Source organism: Microbacterium sp. MDV22-iso44, assembly GCF_058629135.1.
The window spans coordinates 316,523-333,574 of record NZ_JBZVWS010000002.1; the positions used below are offsets into that span (position 1 = coordinate 316,523).

The following is a 17,052-nucleotide window of genomic DNA, read 5'->3' on the forward strand; positions in this document are numbered from 1 at the left end:
TCAGCGGATGCAATAGTTTCGGCACGACCCGCCGCGGGATCCGGCCCGTGCACGGCGTGTCGCCCGCGATCCATTGCGTCCGCGAACGGCGGCCGGAGGCATCCGCTCGTCAGTGGGTACCCGTGGGCCCGGCCAGGCCTGACCTGGAACCGTCAGCGGATGCAATAGTTTCGGCCCGACACGCCGCGGCATCCGGCCCGCGCACGGCGCGTCGCCCGCGATCCATTGCATCCGCGAACGACGACGAACGTCACCGGTCCAGCCCGCGAAACGGCGAGCCGGGGCATCGCCGAACGAGCGGATGCCGCGGCACGCCGCCCGGTCGGCGGATGCCGTCAGTCGCGGCCGTGGCGGGGCTTGCGCTCCGGGCGGTCGTCGTACGAACGCTTCGGCCGGTCGTCGAACGAGCGCTGCGGGCGCTCGCCACCGGGACGGCCGCGGTCCGGGCGGATCTCGATGAGCTGGCCCGAGATGCGGGTGCCGCTCAGACGGTCGAGGACCGACGAGTCCATCGACGTCGGCAGCTCGACGAGCGAGAAGTCGGGCCGGATCGTGATCGCGCCGAAGTCGTCACGGCCGAGGCCGCCCTCGTTCGCGAGCGCGCCGACGATCTGACGCGGCTCGACACGGTGACGACGGCCGACCGCGATGCGGTACGTCGTGAAGTCGCCCTTGCCGCGACGCTCGCGCGGAGCGTCGGAACGCTCGCGCGCCGGACGGTCCTTGCTGCGGTTGCCACGGTCGGCGTCGGCGGCCAGCGTCTTCGCGAGCTGGTCGGATGCGGGGTCGAGCAGCAGTGGCGTCTCGCCCTGTGCCACGACGGCGAGGGCGGCGGCGACATCCTGCTCGGGCACGTCGTGGTTGCGCACGTAGTGCGCGATCACGTCGCGGAACCCGGTGATGCGGTCGGTCTCGGCGAGCGCGGCGGTGATCGCGTCGTCGAAGCGGGCGAGTCGCGTCGAGTTGATGTCCTCGGTGGTCGGCAGGTGCATCTGCGTGGGCGCCTGACGCGTCGCGCGCTCGATGTGCGCGAGCAGGTAGCGCTCGCGGGGCGTCACGAAGCTGATCGCGTCGCCCTTGCGGCCGGCACGGCCGGTGCGGCCGATACGGTGCACGTACGACTCGGTGTCGGTCGGGATGTCGAAGTTCACGACGTGGCTGATGCGCTCCACGTCGAGACCACGAGCGGCGACGTCGGTCGCGACGAGGATGTCGAGCTTGCCGTCCTTGAGCTGCGAGATCGACCGCTCACGCTGCGGCTGCGGGATGTCGCCGTTGATGGGTGCGGCGCTGAATCCGCGGGCGCGGAGCTTCTCAGCCAGGGTCTCGGTCTCGTTCTTCGTGCGGACGAAGATGATCATCCCGTCGAAGTCCTCGACCTCGAGGATCCGGGTGAGCGCGTCGACCTTCTGCTGGTACGACACGATCAGGTAGCGCTGCGTGATGTTCGTGTTGGTGGAGGTCTTGGTCTTGACCGTGATCTCCTCCGGGTCGCGAAGGTACTGCTGCGCGAGACGGCGGATCGACGGCGGCATCGTCGCGGAGAACAGGGCGACCTGCTTCTCGGCGGGCGTCTTCGCCAGGATCTGCTCGACGTCCTCGGCGAACCCCATCTTCAGCATCTCGTCGGCCTCGTCGAGGACGAGGTTCTTGAGCTGCGAGAGGTCGAGGGTGCCCTTCTCGAGGTGGTCCATGATGCGGCCGGGGGTGCCGACGACGATGTGCACGCCGCGGCGGAGGGCCGACAGCTGCACGCCGTAGCCCTGCCCGCCGTAGACGGGGAGGACGTGGACGCCCTTCATGCGGGCGGCGTAGGACTCGAACGCCTCGCACACCTGGAGCGCGAGCTCGCGGGTGGGGGCGAGAACGAGCGCCTGCGGAGTCTTCTGGGTCAGATCCAGGTTCTCCATGATGGGAAGGGCGAATGCGGCGGTCTTGCCGGTACCGGTCTGCGCCATGCCGACGACGTCGCGGCCGCCGAGGAGGACGGGGATGGTCGCGGCCTGGATCGCGGAGGGCGTCTCGTAGCCGAGGTCCTTGATGGCGGCGAGGACGGGACCGGTCAAACCGAGTTCATCGAAGCCGGGGAGGGCGGGGGTTTCAGCGGATTCGGTCGGGGTCTGGGGGTCACTCACCTATCCACCGTAGTGGAGTGGGCTGAGAAGCGCCCGGGCCGGTCAGCCGGCGGCGCTGCGGTAGCGCCGCGGCTTGCCCTCGCCGAGCTCGATGAGCCGCTCGTACCGCCGCACGTCGACGCCTCGACCGAGCAGCGCCGACAGGACGCGCTCGACGGCATCCGCATCGCCGCCGACGATCCGCGCGTCGATGCTCCCGTCCGCCGCCTGCTCGATGCTCCACCCCCGAGCCCCGTGGGTCTGCAACTGCTGGGTGAAATCGACGCACGGGATCCGCCGGCCGTCGGCGGCGAGGAACACGGTGTTCTCCCGCCCCTCGAGGTCCGCGATGCCGATCCCGCCGTCGGCGAAGCGGACCAACCGTCCGGTGTCACCGGTGCGGTAGCGGACGAGCGGCAGCAGCGGGTTCTCCCCCGCCGTCACCGTGATCTCCCCCACCTCACCCTCGGGCACCACGGTTCCCTCTGCGTCGAGGACCTCGAGGTGCACGCGCCGGTCGAGCACACGGAACGGTCCGTCGTCCGTGCGGACGGCGATCGGCCGGGTCTCATGCAGACCGTAGACGTCGAAGACGGGGCATCCGTAGGCCTCTTCGAGGTCGGCGCGGAGCGGCCCCGACAGCGCCATCGCGCCCGAGAACAGCGCGAGCGGACGCAGGACGCCCCGCAGCTCGGGCTGGAGCAACTCGGCGAGGCTCGTCGGGTGCCCCGTGATCACCTGGGGATCGGCGTCGCGCAGGAACGCGACACGGTCGCCCGGTCGCCGCCACGCGCCGGTGTCGAGGTTCAGACGCGCCATCGCCCGGTGCGCGAACCCGCTCACGAGCGAGACGTACGTGAACGCCTGCCGCTGGAAGACGACGGATGCCACGGCGAACCGCTCGCCGTCCGGAGACCAGTCGATCCCCTGCGCCCGGACGAGCGAGACCATGAGGTGGAAGCCGCGGGCGACCTCTTCGACGTCGTCGGGAATGAGGAGGGCGGCGCCGGTCGACCCCGAGCTCGTGCCGTGTAGCATCCGGTCGAGGTCCGCGTCGAGCGGGACGAACGCGGCGAGGTCGTCGACGAGGTGCTGCCGCGTGATCGGCGGGAAGTCCGTGAGCGCGGCGAGGTCGCCGAGCCCCCGGTACGCGAGCAGGTTCCGCGCCGCCCCGAGGTGCTCCTCGAGCCAGCCGTCCGTCGGCAGCGGCCGACGGGTGCGCTCGACCATCTCGGCCGTCAGCCGGTCGCCGGTCGCGTGGACCCAGTCGGGTGCGGCGGGATGCCGGCGCCACCGGTCCAGGCGTGCGGCACCGGCGGCATCCATCGTCGGCCATCGCTCCGCGTCGGTCAGGACGGCCGCCGAGCCCGGGGTGTACTCGGCGAGGGCGAGGGAGTCGTCGGGGTCACTCACTCGAGTACCTCGCGGCGGCCTCCTTCGCCCGCGCCTCGGCGAGCCGGCGGGCGATCTCGTCGCGGTGGCGGTGCGCGGCGTAGGCCTGCGCGAGGGCGGCGTTCCGGCGCAGGGAATCCCGTGCCTCGAGCAGACTGCGGGCGGTCGTCACGTCCTCGCCGGCGGGTCGCAGCCCCGCCCACAGGAGGAACGTGCGGACCGCCTCCTCGCGGCGCTCGTCGTCCGACAGCCACTCCCACGGGTCGACGACCGGGGAGAGACGGAGCGCGAGGGCGTCGACGGCGCGCCCGATGCCCGGGGCCGCTGCCACCGAGGGCGCGAACGGTTCGACGAGGTCTTCGCTCGCGACGAGCCAGAGGCCGACCGCGGCCCCGCGGCGCACGCGGTCGTCGTCCTCGTGGGCCACCGCGAGCAGCCGGGGACGGAGCACGTCGCCGGCGAGCGCGGCGATCGAGACCCGCGCGTCGAGGAAGGAGCGCGGGACGCTCGCCATTCGTGCCGCGACCGCAGCGAGAGAAGGACCCGGAACGGTCGCCTCCCACGCGCGGTCCTCGGGCGGGGCCGATGCCGACCATGCCGACAGCAGTTCTTCGGACTCAGCCACGGAGCGCCTCCGCCAATCGGGCGCACGCAGCAGGGGCGTCGTCCATCGTCTGGACGTGCAGGACGTCGTACCCGGCCGCCGCGGCCTGCGCGTCGACGCGCGTCGAGCGCGCCGAGAGCAGGAGGGTCGCCGTCGTCAGCAGCGGCCGCACACGCGCGGCGACGTCGGCGTACTCCGCATTGCCGTCGCCGAACATCGACACGAGACCGTCGTCGGAGAGGACGAGGAGGTGCCGCCGCTCATCCGGTGCGGGTGGGCGGAGCCCTGCGTAGCGGCGCTCGAGCAGGTCGAGGGGGAAGGTCGTCCCGCCGCCGAAGAAGAACGCGAGGTCGCGGACGACGCCGCCGACCGTCCGCTGTAGTCGTCTGAGCCGGCGACCTGGCCCGGCCCCGAGAAGCTCGTGACGCGCACGCGGCCCCCGCCGCGGAGCACCGACAGCGCGACGATCATGCCGGCGAGGACCGCCGACGATCCGCGGCCCGGCCGCGGCATGGAGCCCGACGAGTCGATGAAGACGTCGAGCGCGATGCTCGCCTCACGCGGCGTCGGCTCGTCGGGCAGGAACGATCGCCGACGCGTCGTGACCCCGGGGAGGACGGTGGTCCCGGCCTGCAGGGTCGCGGGCAGGTCGAGGTCGGCGAGGTCGTCGCCCGTCTCCCAGACCTCGAGCGGCCCCGGCAGCTCCGGAGCGGGGACCGCCGGCATCCGCTGCGTCAACGGTCGCACCCACGCGGCCGCCTCGGCGCGGTACCAGGCGGCCATGACCTCGTCCGGGTCGCTCGCCCCGTACAGCGCGAGGGTGCGGGCGAGCCCGAGCGCCTGGCCGTTACCGCCGCCGGCGCCGGTTCCCCCGCCGCCCTCGCCGATCGCACCCGGGCCGCTCGACCCGGGATGGGCCGGGATGCCGCCGTGCAACCGGCGGTCGGAGAGGATGCGGCCGAGCTCCTCGGCGGTCACCGGCGCGTCGTCGGCAGCGCAGCCCGCGCCGTGGCCCGGCCCGGCCGGCGGTGTCCGTCGCGACGACCGCTGCCGCTCCACGATGTAGGGCGCCGTGAGCACTCCGAACCGCAACGCCCCGAGCACCGGATCGTGCGCGAAGGAGCGCACGACGCCGGCGAGCTGGTCGGCATCCGCCTCGGGACGCGTCGTGATCGCTCCCGTGAGCTCGGCGGCGATGCGCTCGCGCTCGCGACGCGCTTCGCGGAGCGCGCGTTCCTGCTCGCGGTGCTTCTCGGGGATCTCCTCCCACGGTGCGTCGGAGCGTCCGCGCGGCGGAGCCGGTGGGGCCGGAGCCGGCGGCGCGGGCGGGCAGAGTCGCCCGGCGGGGAGGCCCCAGACGAGTTCGAAGGTCCGCAGGTAGACCCACCAGAGGCGATCGGCGCTCTCGGGCGCGGGGAGCGTCGCCTGCACGAGTCGCACGATCCCGACCGGCTCCGTGTCGCCGCGGCGGCGTTGCAGCAGCGCGACCCGGGCGTTGACGAGCAGGTCGGTCCAGAGGTTCGACAGGAGCGCGAGGTCGTCCGCCGTGACCGGGTCCGCCCCCGCGGCGGCGAGTGCGCGGGCGAGCTGATGGCGGATCTTCAGCGAATCCATCCGGGTGGCCGGGGCGACGACGTGATGGCCGATCTCATGGGCGAACAGGCTCTCGGCCTCGTGTTCGACGCCCCACGTGCGGATCATGTCGGGGTCGACGGTGACCGACGGCGGGAACGAGAACCAGGCAGCGGTGCCCTTCGCGGCGCCCTCCCCGGGGGCGAGACGCACGTCGCGCAGGTGCACACCCCAGAGCCCGAGAGCGCTCTCCCACGCCTCCCGCGTCCCACCCTCCAGCGGGACGACCGTCGCCGGGGCGCTCACGCGGCATCCCGCACGTGGATCCAGGCGAGGTAGGAATCGGGGAACAGCACGATGCTCGCCGCTCCCCCGGCCGCCGCCTCGGGCGCGTCGTCGAGAGGGCGCAGCCGCGACCCCCACACATCGGCGTCGAGGCGCCACCACTGCTTGCCCGTCCGGATGCCGAAGGCTCCCAGGTCGCCGAGCGGAGCCGCTTCGACGGGCGGTGCGATCCACGCCCCGCCGAGGCCGGCGAAGCCGCCGACGGCGCATACGTAGCCGCGGGATGCCGCCCGCCCCGGCCACCAGAACCGGTCGTCCCGCTGCGCCTCGAGGAACGCGTCGAGGTCGGCGGAATCGAGCCCGAGGGCTGCGGCCGCGGCATCCGGATGCGTCTGCGACAGCCGCGCGAGACGCTGCAGGGCGTCGTCCCGGAGCGCGAGGGCGCCGGCTCGCCAGGCGGCGACACCGGCGAGGTCGACGGCGTCGACGTCGGATGCCGCGGCGAACCCGGCGGCGAACGACGCCGCGAAGCGTGCGGGGTCGCCCCCGGCTGCCGCCGTGTTCCGGGCGGCGAGATCGACGTCGAGGCCCTCGACGTGCGGCATCGGCGCGGACGGGGGCGCAGCCGCGAGGTGCCCGGGACGCCGGATCACGCGCGGCGCTCCGCCCACCGCAGGTAGGCCGTGTAGCGCTGGTGGAGGTACTTGAGCGTCACGAGGTCGTCGAAGTCGCGGCCGTAGACCTTGCCCGTCGCCGCGATCGCGCGGATGCGCGCTTCGATCTCGGTGAGGCGGCGCGACGCGTCCACAGCGCTGACGCCGTCGAGCCCGCGGTCGAGGTCGGCCAGCAGCGTCCGGACCGGATCGTCCTGCCCGCGGCCGAGCGCCTCGTACTGCCGGCACGACTCCGCGAACATGTCGCTCAGCCAGCTCGACAGGTCGGTGGCGAGCTCGCGTTCGGCGCCGACGTCGAACCGCGGATGCGTCGGGTTCGGCAGCAGCTTGCCACGCAGGACGAACGGCAGGATCGCGGCGACGTCGGCGATCTCGACCGTCGGCCGGCCGCGGAACCACGCCATCGCCTTCGCGTAGAGGATGAGCGTCTGGAGAGCCCGGACCGACAGCCCGTTGATCGTCTGGGCGCCGAGGTCCGCAGTGAGGTCGGCGCCGGAGTTCGACTCGATGACCTCGGGCACCCGGCCGCCGGCCGTCGTGACGGTGTCCTTCGTCCGGTACTCGAACCGCCGCCCGCCGCCCTGGACGAACTCGAAGTGGCTGAAGAAGAACTCCAGGCGGCGACGCACGGCGTCGGGAACGGGCACCGCCCGCACCTCGTCACGCATCCGACGCTGCTCGTCGCCGTCGAAGACGAGCTCGTCGGGGACGTGCTCCTCCGGCTTCTCGCCCGCCTCGACGCGGGCGACGAGCTCGTCGAAGAACCGGCTGTTGAACCCCGCCGCCGGGACGGTGACGTCCATGCGGTCGCGGAGCGCCTGGATGACGGGGAACGTCCCGCCGCCGGCGTCGTCGTTGGCGGTGAAGAACCAGCTCTCGACGCCCGACTCCGGCGCCGTCCGCCGCATCTTGGTCGTGGCTCTCGACATAGCCCTCGGCGACCATCGTCAGGAGCGCGGACTGGGTCTTGGTCGGGATGCGGTTGTACTCGTCGACGATCTTCACGGGGCGCGTGAGCCACTCGCGCCACGCGATGCCGATCTCGGCGAGCGAGCCCGCCTGCACGAGGTCGCGCGGCAGCGGGATGCCGACGAGGTCGCTGATCGTGAGCTGCGGCTGCCCCTGCTGCACTCCGCGGCGCACCGCCTCGGCGGTCGACCCCGAGAGGACGCCCATGAGGACCGCGACGGTCGTCTTGCCGCGTCCGGGTCCGCCGATCAGCAGGCACTTGCCTCCGACGACGAAGGACAGGAGCGGGAGGAGGACGTTCGATGAGAAGGACGGCTGCGTCGGCAGAGTGATCTCCGCCCCGGCATCCCCCACCCCGAAGGTCAGCGGATCGCCGTCGGAGAACTCGATGTCGTAGTAGGGCGAGATGACGGCACGGTTGACGATCCAGTAATAGGCGCGACGGGCCTTCTCATCGAGCGCGGGAGCCTCGGCGCGGGCGGGTGCGCGGAAGAGATCCTCCGCGGTGAGCGGTGCGACACCGGCATCCGCTGCACTCGTCGTGGGTGATTCCGAGAGCTTGTGCCAGCGGTCCGCCATCGCGCCAGCCTAACGGGACGCGTCGCCGGCGGTGCGCCCGCGGAGGGCCTCCTGCTCGGCGAGCGGGCGCCCTTCGAGGGGAGCCGCGAACGATGTCGCCCGCACGATCGCCTCGCGGACGGCCGGCAGGACGGCGGCGACCCGCTCGGCGACCGATCCGCGCACCTCCAGCCACGGCACCGACTGCTCGGCGAGCACCTCGCGGAACCGGCGCTGCATGGCGTGCCGGATGTGCTCGCCGTCGCGCATGCCGTCCTGCACGAACGGGATCTCGTCCCCCGTGAGGACGTACAGCGCCGGCCGGTGGCCGTCCGCCCGACGACGGATGCCGCGGGCCGGGCGCCCGACGTAGCGCTCATGCCAGAGCGCCGTGGCGAGCACGTCGGTGTCGCAGACGAGCACCGGCGTGGGGACGCGGCGGAGCGCGGCATCCTCCATCGCCATCTGGCGGTCGACGACGAGATCGAACTCGTCGCTCCGCCACGGGGCGTCGAGGCCGCCGTCACGGATCTCGGAGTACTCGCGGCCGTACTCGGGCACCCACGTCGTCCCGAGCTCTTCGGCGAGCGCCGCGGCGAGGGTCGTCGAACCGGTCGACTCGGCACCGAGCACGACGATGCGGGCCGCAAGCGACGCCCGGGCCGCGGGGGCGAGTTCGTGCCAGTGCGCAGCGATGTCGGCGCGGATCGCCGTTCCCGAGATGGGGTTGTGGATGCGCCCCGGGTCGACCTGCACCCAGGTCGCGCCGAGGCGTCGGGCGAGCTCCTCGCCGTAGGCGTCGGACGTGAAGACCGCATCCGCCGGGCTGTCGAGCAGGCCCGCGATCGTCGCGGTGTGCGCCCGCCACGCGGTGTCGGAGGCGAAGTCGACCGGGGTGTCGTCGAGGTGGTCGACAACACGGACGGTCGGGTGCTCCTCGCGGATCCAGGCCGCGCGCTCGGCGAGCGGGATCGATTCGACCGACGCGGCGATGACCTCGACCGTCACCCGTTCGCACTGACGCGCCGCGGAGCGGATGAGGTGGGCGTGCCCGGCGTGCAGGGGGTAGAACTTCCCCACCACGACGCCGTGGCGGAACCGCGTGTCAGACACGCGCGGCCGCGACCTCGCCGGGGGCCGACGTCCGCTCGACGCGCCGCCAGCCCGCGTAGCCGCCGACGCACAGACCGATGAACAGGACGTAGAGGGCCGCGACGATCCACAGGCCGGTCACGATGGACAGCGCGACGAAGGCGATGTCGACCCCGATCCAGACGAACCAGTTCTCGATCCACTTGCGGTTGAGCATGTACTGGGCGACGAGGCTCGCCGCGGTGGTCGCGGCATCCGCCACCGCCACCTGCGAGTCGGTGAAGGTCGCGAGGAACCAGGCGAGCACGGCCGTGCCGCCGATGCCGGCGACCACGAGCCACAGGACGGCACGGCGCGGCGTGCGGGCGATGTAGCCCTTGTCCTGCTCGACGCCGCGCCCCCAGCGCACCCAGCCGTGGACCCCGAGCACGAGGTAGACGACCTGGAGTGCTGCGGCGGCGTAGAGCCCGGCCGGCACGAAGACGGCGAGGAAGACGATGTTGTTGGCGATGCCGAGGGGGTAGGTCCAGATGTTCCGGCGAGCGGCGAGGAACACGCACGCGGCCCCCGTCGCGAATCCGACGATCTGCATCCATTCGGCCAGGATCCACTCGAGCACACGACGAGCCTAGAGGGGCGTCGAGCGACTCCCGACCACGGCGAGGCACGCGGACGTATTATTGTCCGTTGCGCCTGATGACCGAACGGACTGCCTCGTGATCGAAATCCTCACCCCCGACCAGATCGACCGCGCCCGCACGACGGGTGGACTCGTCGGCGACATCCTGCACGGGATCAAGGAGCGCGTGAAGCCGGGGACGAACCTCCTCGAGATCGACGCGTGGGCGAAGGACATGATCCTCGGCGCGGGTGCCGAATCCTGCTACGTCGACTACGCGCCGTCGTTCGGTCGCGGCCCGTTCGGCCACTACATCTGCACGGCCGTGAACGACGCCGTCCTCCACGGTCGGCCGCGCGATCAGCGCGTCGTCGCGGGCGACCTGCTGACCCTAGACCTCGCGATCAAGACGAGCGGCGTGGCCGCGGACGCCGCGATCAGCTTCACCGTCGGGGGCGGCGCCCACGCCGAGAACGACCCGCTCATCACGGCGACCCAGGAGGCCCTGGCCGCCGGCATCGAGGCGGCGCAGCCCGGCGCCCGGATCGGCGACATCTCGGCCGCGATCGGCGACGTCCTCACCGCCGCGGGCTACCCCGTCAACACCGAGTTCGGCGGGCACGGCATCGGTACGACGATGCACCAGGATCCGCACGTGTCGAACATCGGCCGCGCGGGCCGTGGCTACCGCCTGCGCCCCGGCCTCATGCTCGCGATCGAGCCGTGGGTCATGGTCGACACCGACGAGCTGAAGGTCGACGACGACGGCTGGACGCTCCGGAGCGCGACGGGATGCCGCACCGCGCACACCGAGCACACGGTCGCGATCCTCGAATCGGGCAACGAGATCCTCACGCGCCCCACGCGCTGAGCCTCAGCGACGGGGAACCGTCGACCCGCGGATGACCAGGCGGACCGGCAGATGCCGGACACCCTCACCCATCTCCGCTCCATCGATCGCCTCGAACACGCGCTGGGCCGCGCGACGACCGAGTTGCTGCAGGTTGGCGTCGATACTCGTGAGCTCGGGGCGCGAGTTCGTCGCGAGGAGCTCCCAGTTGTCGTATCCGATCACGGCGAGGTCGTCGGGAACGGAGCGCCCGAGATCGCGCGCCGTATCGATGACGCCCCGCGCGATCTGATCGGATGCCGCGAACACCGCGTCGATCTCAGGGTGGCGCCCGAGGAGGGTGGCCGCGGCATCCCGTCCCCAGTGCTCGGACCAATCGCCCGAGAGCGGCTCGCCGACGAAGTCGAGCCCGGCGTCGGCGAGCGCTGAGCGGGCGCCGTCGAGCCGTTCGCGTGCGGCGGCGTAGGTCGGGTCGCCCGAGATGTGGGCGATACGGGTCCGCCCGCACGCGAGGAGGTGCTCGACGGCGAGGCGACCGCCTGCGCGATTGTCCGGGGTGAGGGAGAGGTCCCGGTCGTCGTCCGACGGAGCGTACGCGTAGACGACGGGCACCGGGATGTCCTGCCCGAGTGACGGGCGCGGGTCGGTCTGGCGCCCGACGACGATGATGCCGTCGACCCGGCGACTCAGCAGCGCGCGCAGGTGGTGCTGCTCGCGGATCGCGTCGCCGCGCGCATCGCAGAGGAAGACGTTGACCTGACCGGCCCCGAAAGCGTCTTCGGCGCCCATGAGGATCGGCAGCATGAAACGACCGTCGAGGTCGCTCGTGAGCAGGCCGACGGTCCCCGTCCGACCGGCGAGCAGCCCTCTGGCCATGGCGTTCGGGGTGAAGGCGAGGTCCTCGGCGGCCTCCAGCACGCGCCGACGAGTCGCGGGCGCGACGTCGGTGCGACCGTTCATCGCCTTCGACGCGGTCGCGAGCGACACCCCGGCGAGTCGGGCGACGTCGCTGAGCGTCGTGGTGCGGACGCCCGTGTCGTTACTGGCCATGCGATCCCTTTTCGAAATCATTTCGGTGGACGCTCTTGACCCTACTCCCTACCGGCAGTATCGTCCCGAAATGGGTTTCGATATTTTCGAGGCCCGACCGAAGCACCTGGTGCCTGCGGCGACCGCCGCGACACTCACTCGACGGAGAGTAAGAGGACATCGCGATGAACACCTTCCCCCGCCGCTCCCGACGGCGGACACTCACGGCCTTGCTCGCAGCCGGAGCACTCATCGGCTCGCTCGCGGCCTGCGCCGGCGGCTCGCCCGGCACCACACCTCCCGCAGACATCCCCGCGGAGGGCGTCGACGATGGATCGACCCTGACCCTGTGGACCCGCGCACCGCTCGAGAAGCAGGCCAAGCTCCTCGTTGAGGCGTACAACGACTCGCACGAGAACCAGGTCGAATTGACGGTCGTCCCGAACGACGACTACGTCGCCAAAGTGGGCGCGGCCGCCGGCTCGAACGGCCTTCCCGACCTGTTCGCCGCCGACATCGTCTATGTCCCGAATTGGGTGGAGCAGGGTCTCTTCCAGGACATCTCCGCGCAGATCGACGGGCTCGACTTCAAGGACCAGATCAACCAGGGCCACCTGAGCGCCGGAACCTCCGACGGCAAGGAGCACGTGCTCCCGTTCGTGCTCGACCTGTCGATGCTCTTCTGGAACAAGGAGCTCTTCACCGAGGCGGGCCTCGACCCTGACAAGGCCCCCGCCGACCTCGAGGAGTTCGCCGCGGCGGCCAAGGCGATCCAGGCCCTCGACAAGCCCGGTGTCTACGGAACCGCGACCGGCCTGAACTGCGGCGGCTGCCTGCTCTTCACCTGGTTCCCCGCGATCTGGGCCGACGGCGAGAAGGTGCTCAGCGAGGACGGTACCGAATCGCTGCTCGCCGGCGACACCGCGAAGGAGATCTACTCCACGTGGAAAGACCTCTGGGACTCGGGCGCGGTCCTTCCGAGTTCGCAGGACGAGACGGGTCCCACCTGGACGGCCGGATTCACCGAAGGCAAGGTCGGGCTCATGTACTACCCGGCCACCCTGCTGTCCTCGACGCCCTTCGACGCCGGAGTCGCTGGCATCGCGGGACCGAACGGCGGCGCCTCGACCTTCGTCGGCGGTGACGGTATCGGCATCTCGAAGGATTCCAAGAAGTCCCCGCAGGCATGGAACTTCCTCAACTGGCTGATGTCCGAGGACGCGCAGGTGGGTGTCCTCGCGAAGAACAAGGACGTCGTCTCGAGGGCTGACCTCGCGTCGAACACGTTCTCCGACGCCGACCCCCGACTCGTCACCATCAACGAGGTCGCCGGCAAGGGCGACACCCCGGTCGCGCTCAACTTCCAGCAGGCGTTCAACGCACCCGGAAGCCCGTGGCTGACCCTCGTCCGAAACGCTGTCCTCGGCGACGGCGACTCGGTCGACGCCGACAACGACGAGATCACCGCGATCCTCCAGCAGTGATCCGAGCGGGGGTCGCCTCGACCGATGCGACCCCCGCTTCCACCCCGGCACGAAAGGTCGACATGGTCGTCACCGCTCCCCTTCCGCGCACCCGACGGCGGTCCCGCCCCCTCGGCGGACCCGCTCAGGGCTGGGGCTTCGCCGCCCCGACGGCGCTGTTCGTCATCTTCCTGTTCGTCATCCCCCTGCTGCTCGTGCTCCAGATGTCGGTCTCCGACTGGCCCCTGCTCGGGGGAAACCGGGGAGTGAACTTCCCCGAGAACTACATCGATGCGGTCGATCACCGCTTGTTCTGGGACTCGATCCGGTTCACCCTGATCTACACCGTGATCACGACGGTCCTCCTCCTCGGCCTCGGCCTCGGACTCGCCCTCATCGTGCAAGAGAGCACACGCTGGAAAGGGTTCCTGCGGACGGCGTTCCTGGTACCGAGCGCCCTCGGTCTCGCCTCCGCGTCGCTGCTCTTCTACGTGCTCTACTCGCCGATCGCGGGCCCCTTCGCCGACCTGATGGATGCCTGGGGCATCACCTTCCTCGGCACCCCCGAGGGCGCACTGTGGTCGACGGTGTTCCTCATCGTGTGGCGCTACGCCGGCTTCTACATGCTGCTGATGCTCGTGGGGCTGCAGGGCATCCCGGACGAGGTGTACGAGGCGGCGCGCATCGACGGCGCGTCACGATGGCAGACGTTCCGCGACGTCACCGTTCCGCTGCTGCGCCCCACCTTCGCACTCACCACCGTGATGTGCGTCACCGGCTCGTTGCTGGCGTTCGAGCAGTTCTACATCCTCACCAAGGGTGGCCCGGACAACAGCACCGTCACCATCGTGCAGCTCATCTACAGCGTCGCGTTCCAAGGGCAGAACAGCCTCGGTGTCGCCGGAGCCTTCTCGGTGATCGTGCTGCTCACCCTCGTCGTCATCAACATCTTCCAGTTGCGCGCGTTCCGCCGCCCCGACGAAAGCTGAAGCGATGGCCATGACCGCCACCCGCACCCTGATCGCCCCCGGCTCCGCCCCGACGCCGCCCCGACGCCGCCGGTCCCGTGCGCGACGGGCGGTGCTCGGCATCCCGTCCGCCGTCTTCACGACGGCCCTCGCGATCATCTTCCTGTACCCGCTCATCTGGACGGCGATCTCGTCCGTCGGCCCGCGGGCCGGCACCAGCCAGACCGACGGATGGGGCTTCGGCAACTACCTCGCTCTCGCCGACTATCAAGCCGGCGTCTGGGTGTACCTCGGCAACTCGCTCTTCGTCTCACTGCTGACCGTGACCCTGACACTGCTGCTCTCGCTGACGGGCGGCTACGCGTTCGCGCGTTTCGACTTCCCCGGGAAGAACGTCCTGTTCCTGCTCGTCCTGGCGATCCTGATGGTGCCCTACGCGACCCTCCTGATCCCGCTCTACGTTCTGCTGAACGCCGTCGGGCTGCAGAACTCGCTCGTCGGCGTGGCGCTGGTCATCACCATGTTCCAGTTGCCGTTCTCGATGTTCATGATGCGGGTCTCCTTCGAGTCGGTCCCCCGCGAGTTCGACGAGGCCGCCATGGTCGACGGATGCACACCGCTGAGTGCCCTGTGGCGGGTCCTCATCCCCGCGGTCAAGCCGGGTCTCATCACGGTCGGCCTGTTCGCGTTCCTGACGGCGTGGAACGACTTCTTCGCCCCGCTCATCCTCATCAACGACTCCGCCCGGATGACCCTCCCCCTGGCCGTCGCGAACCTCCGCGGTCAGGCCCAGGGAGTCGTCGACTACGGCGCCACCGAGGCCGGGGTCGTCGTGCTGGCACTGCCCTGCATCCTGCTCTTCCTGATCCTGCAACGCCACTACGTCCGCGGCTTCATGTCCGGCGCCTTCAAGGGATGACCATGACTCCTCTGTTCCCGCACACTGCGATCACTCCGCCCGTCGCGCCTGCCAGCCCCAGTCGTGGGCGTGTGCGCCCGCTGGGCCTGTCCGAGGTCACCGTGACGGGGGGGCTGTGGGCCGAGCGTCAGCGGCTCAACGCCACCGAGACCCTCCCCCACATCCATGCACGGCTGGAGTCCGAGGGCTGGCTCGGCAACTTCGATCTCGCCGCGCGCGGCGAGCTCCCCGAGGGGCGTCGTGGGCGGGAGTTCTCGGACTCCGAGGTCTACAAGTACCTCGAGGCCCTCGCGTGGGAGGTGGGACGCCGGCCCGACGCGGCCGCGGAGGAGACGTTCCATCGTGTCGTCGCAAGAGTCTCGGCTGCGCAGGAGTCGGACGGATACCTGAACACGATGTTCGGACGGACGGGACAGGCACCCCGGTGGTCGGAACTCGAGTGGGGACACGAGCTGTACTGCCTGGGTCACCTCTTCCAGGCCGCCGTCGCCCGGCACCGCACGCGACCGGACGCCGACGACGGCCTGGTGGCGGTCGCGCGGCGGGCAGCCGACCTCGTCTGCCGGGTGTTCGGACCCGGCGGGATCGAGCGGGTCTGCGGCCACGCCGAGATCGAGACCGGGCTCGCCGAACTCGGTCGCGCCCTCGGCGAGCCGGGCTACCTCGCGCAAGCGGCACTGTTCATCGAGCGACGCGGCCGCGGCACGCTGGCCGACATCGAGTGGGGCCGCGCCTATTTCCAAGACGATGTGCCCGTCCGGGAGGCGCACTCTCTGCGCGGCCATGCCGTTCGGGCGAACTACCTCGCCGCGGGTGCCGTTGACGTCGCCGTCGAGCAGGGCGACGACGAGCTGCTGGATGCCGTCCGCCGCCAGACCTTGCACGCCGTCGCGCGGCGCACCTACCTGACCGGTGGCCAGGGCTCGCATCATCAGGACGAAGCTTTCGGCGAGGACTGGGAACTGCCGCCAGACCGCGCGTACTCCGAAACGTGCGCGGGAGTCTCCTCCGTGATGCTGTCGTGGCGGCTGCTGCTCGCCGACGGCGACCCTGCGCACGCCGACCTCATCGAGCGCACGCTCTTCAACGTCGTCGCCACCGCCGTCGGGTCGGACGGCCGCTCGTTCTTCTATGCCAACACGCTCCACCAGCGCACCCCCGGCGAACCCGTCGATCCCGAGACGACGTCGCCGCGCGCCTCGTCGTCGGTGCGTGCGCCGTGGTTCGAGGTCTCGTGCTGTCCGCCGAATCTGGCACGCACGATCGCCGCGCTGGGCGCCTACGTCGCCACGGCGGACGATCGCGGCATCCAGGTCCACCAATACGCCGATGCCGAGATCCGCACCACCGCGCCGTTCGGAGACGTCATCGCCTTCCACGTCGAGACGGCGTACCCGGACGACGGACTCATCCGGGTGCGCATCACCGAGTCGCCGGAGGACCCGTGGACCTTGAGTCTCCGGGTGCCGTCTTGGGCCGACTCTGCGACCCTGACCGACGGACGAGACGTGCAGACGCTCGCCCCGGGCATGGCGACGGTGCATCGTGTCTTCCGTGCCGGTGATGTGATCGAGCTGCGTCTGCCCTTGGAGGCCAGGGTGACGCATCCGCATCCGCTCATCGACGCGGTGCGCGGGAGTGTCGCGATAGAGCGCGGTCCGGTCGTCTACGCGCTCGAATCGACCGACCTCGGCGCTTCCGTCGACCGGGCCGTCGTCGATCGAGGGGCGCGTCCGGTCGAACGCGACGGCGAGGTCTGGCTGCCCATCGGGATTCGTGACGACGACGCCCGTACGTGGCCGTACGGCCCGGCTGACCTCTCCGCCGCAGCGGCGCGCGAGGTCAGGCTCGTGCCATATCGCGACTGGGGAGACCGGGGACCGTCGACGATGCGCGTGTGGCTCCCGACGACGCTGTAACAGGGGCCGACGCGCTGTGCGTGCC

At 71.1% G+C, this 17,052-nt stretch carries 16 protein-coding genes; 5 read left to right on the forward strand and 11 right to left on the reverse strand.

The annotated features are described in order from the left end of the window. Positions 1-335: 335 nt before the first annotated feature. The 10 genes from AC4NN1_RS08240 to pnuC are packed head-to-tail and all read right to left on the reverse strand — an operon-like array spanning position 336 to position 9,879. Complete coding sequence (locus AC4NN1_RS08240) at positions 336-2,135, reverse strand: DEAD/DEAH box helicase (RefSeq protein ID WP_020098110.1); 1,800 nt, start codon at positions 2,133-2,135, stop codon at positions 336-338. Positions 2,136-2,177: 42 nt separating this feature from the next. After that, positions 2,178-3,527: an AMP-binding protein gene (locus tag AC4NN1_RS08245; RefSeq protein WP_491955002.1), complete on the reverse strand. Its 1,350-nt coding sequence runs from the start codon at positions 3,525-3,527 to the stop codon at positions 2,178-2,180. Next, positions 3,520-4,131, reverse strand: a complete 612-nt coding sequence (locus tag AC4NN1_RS08250; RefSeq protein ID WP_491955003.1) for a phosphohydrolase — start codon at positions 4,129-4,131, stop codon at positions 3,520-3,522. The genes AC4NN1_RS08245 and AC4NN1_RS08250 overlap by 8 nt, the downstream gene beginning before the upstream one ends. Then, positions 4,124-4,333 (reverse strand): hypothetical protein, encoded by a 210-nt coding sequence (locus tag AC4NN1_RS08255; protein WP_491955004.1) that lies wholly within the window; start codon positions 4,331-4,333, stop codon positions 4,124-4,126. Before AC4NN1_RS08255 ends, AC4NN1_RS08250 begins: the two co-directional genes overlap by 8 nt. After that, positions 4,267-5,988, reverse strand: coding sequence for a VWA domain-containing protein (locus AC4NN1_RS08260; RefSeq protein WP_491955005.1), 1,722 nt, complete (start codon positions 5,986-5,988; stop codon positions 4,267-4,269). Before AC4NN1_RS08260 ends, AC4NN1_RS08255 begins: the two co-directional genes overlap by 67 nt. After that, positions 5,985-6,620, reverse strand: a complete 636-nt coding sequence (locus tag AC4NN1_RS08265; protein ID WP_491955006.1) for a potassium transporter Kef — start codon at positions 6,618-6,620, stop codon at positions 5,985-5,987. The genes AC4NN1_RS08260 and AC4NN1_RS08265 overlap by 4 nt, the downstream gene beginning before the upstream one ends. Beyond that, a complete protein-coding gene (locus tag AC4NN1_RS08270) occupies positions 6,617-7,309 on the reverse strand; it encodes a hypothetical protein (protein ID WP_491955211.1) in 693 nt (230 codons plus the stop codon). The genes AC4NN1_RS08265 and AC4NN1_RS08270 overlap by 4 nt, the downstream gene beginning before the upstream one ends. Next, positions 7,302-8,189, reverse strand: a complete 888-nt coding sequence (locus tag AC4NN1_RS08275; RefSeq protein WP_491955007.1) for a hypothetical protein — start codon at positions 8,187-8,189, stop codon at positions 7,302-7,304. The genes AC4NN1_RS08270 and AC4NN1_RS08275 overlap by 8 nt, the downstream gene beginning before the upstream one ends. A gap of 9 nt (positions 8,190-8,198) precedes the next feature. Next, a complete protein-coding gene (locus tag AC4NN1_RS08280; protein WP_491955008.1) occupies positions 8,199-9,281 on the reverse strand; it encodes an AAA family ATPase in 1,083 nt (360 codons plus the stop codon). Continuing rightward, a complete protein-coding gene (pnuC, locus tag AC4NN1_RS08285) occupies positions 9,274-9,879 on the reverse strand; it encodes a nicotinamide riboside transporter PnuC (protein WP_491955009.1) in 606 nt (201 codons plus the stop codon). Before pnuC ends, AC4NN1_RS08280 begins: the two co-directional genes overlap by 8 nt. Positions 9,880-9,976: 97 nt before the next feature. Here pnuC and map point away from each other — a divergent pair, with 97 nt between their 5' ends. Then, entirely contained in the window at positions 9,977-10,750 is a 774-nt protein-coding gene (gene map / locus AC4NN1_RS08290) for a type I methionyl aminopeptidase (protein ID WP_020098103.1), read from the forward strand. A gap of 3 nt (positions 10,751-10,753) precedes the next feature. Here map and AC4NN1_RS08295 read toward each other — a convergent pair whose 3' ends face one another. Next, complete coding sequence (locus AC4NN1_RS08295; protein ID WP_336126225.1) at positions 10,754-11,779, reverse strand: LacI family DNA-binding transcriptional regulator; 1,026 nt, start codon at positions 11,777-11,779, stop codon at positions 10,754-10,756. Between the two features lie 164 nt (positions 11,780-11,943). On the opposite strand from AC4NN1_RS08295, the gene AC4NN1_RS08300 reads away from it, so the two are divergent. The 4 genes from AC4NN1_RS08300 to AC4NN1_RS08315 are packed head-to-tail and all read left to right on the forward strand — an operon-like array spanning position 11,944 to position 17,027. Next, complete coding sequence (locus AC4NN1_RS08300) at positions 11,944-13,242, forward strand: ABC transporter substrate-binding protein (protein ID WP_018186927.1); 1,299 nt, start codon at positions 11,944-11,946, stop codon at positions 13,240-13,242. Beyond that, the gene (locus AC4NN1_RS08305; RefSeq protein ID WP_491955010.1) at positions 13,239-14,210 is read left to right on the forward strand and encodes a carbohydrate ABC transporter permease; all 972 of its coding nucleotides are present in this window, start codon (positions 13,239-13,241) and stop codon (positions 14,208-14,210) included. The genes AC4NN1_RS08300 and AC4NN1_RS08305 overlap by 4 nt, the downstream gene beginning before the upstream one ends. A 10-nt stretch (positions 14,211-14,220) precedes the next feature. Then, a complete protein-coding gene (locus AC4NN1_RS08310; protein WP_026302866.1) occupies positions 14,221-15,108 on the forward strand; it encodes a carbohydrate ABC transporter permease in 888 nt (295 codons plus the stop codon). Positions 15,109-15,110: 2 nt separating this feature from the next. Then, positions 15,111-17,027, forward strand: a complete 1,917-nt coding sequence (locus tag AC4NN1_RS08315; RefSeq protein WP_491955011.1) for a glycoside hydrolase family 127 protein — start codon at positions 15,111-15,113, stop codon at positions 17,025-17,027. The last annotated feature ends 25 nt before the right edge of the window (positions 17,028-17,052 follow it).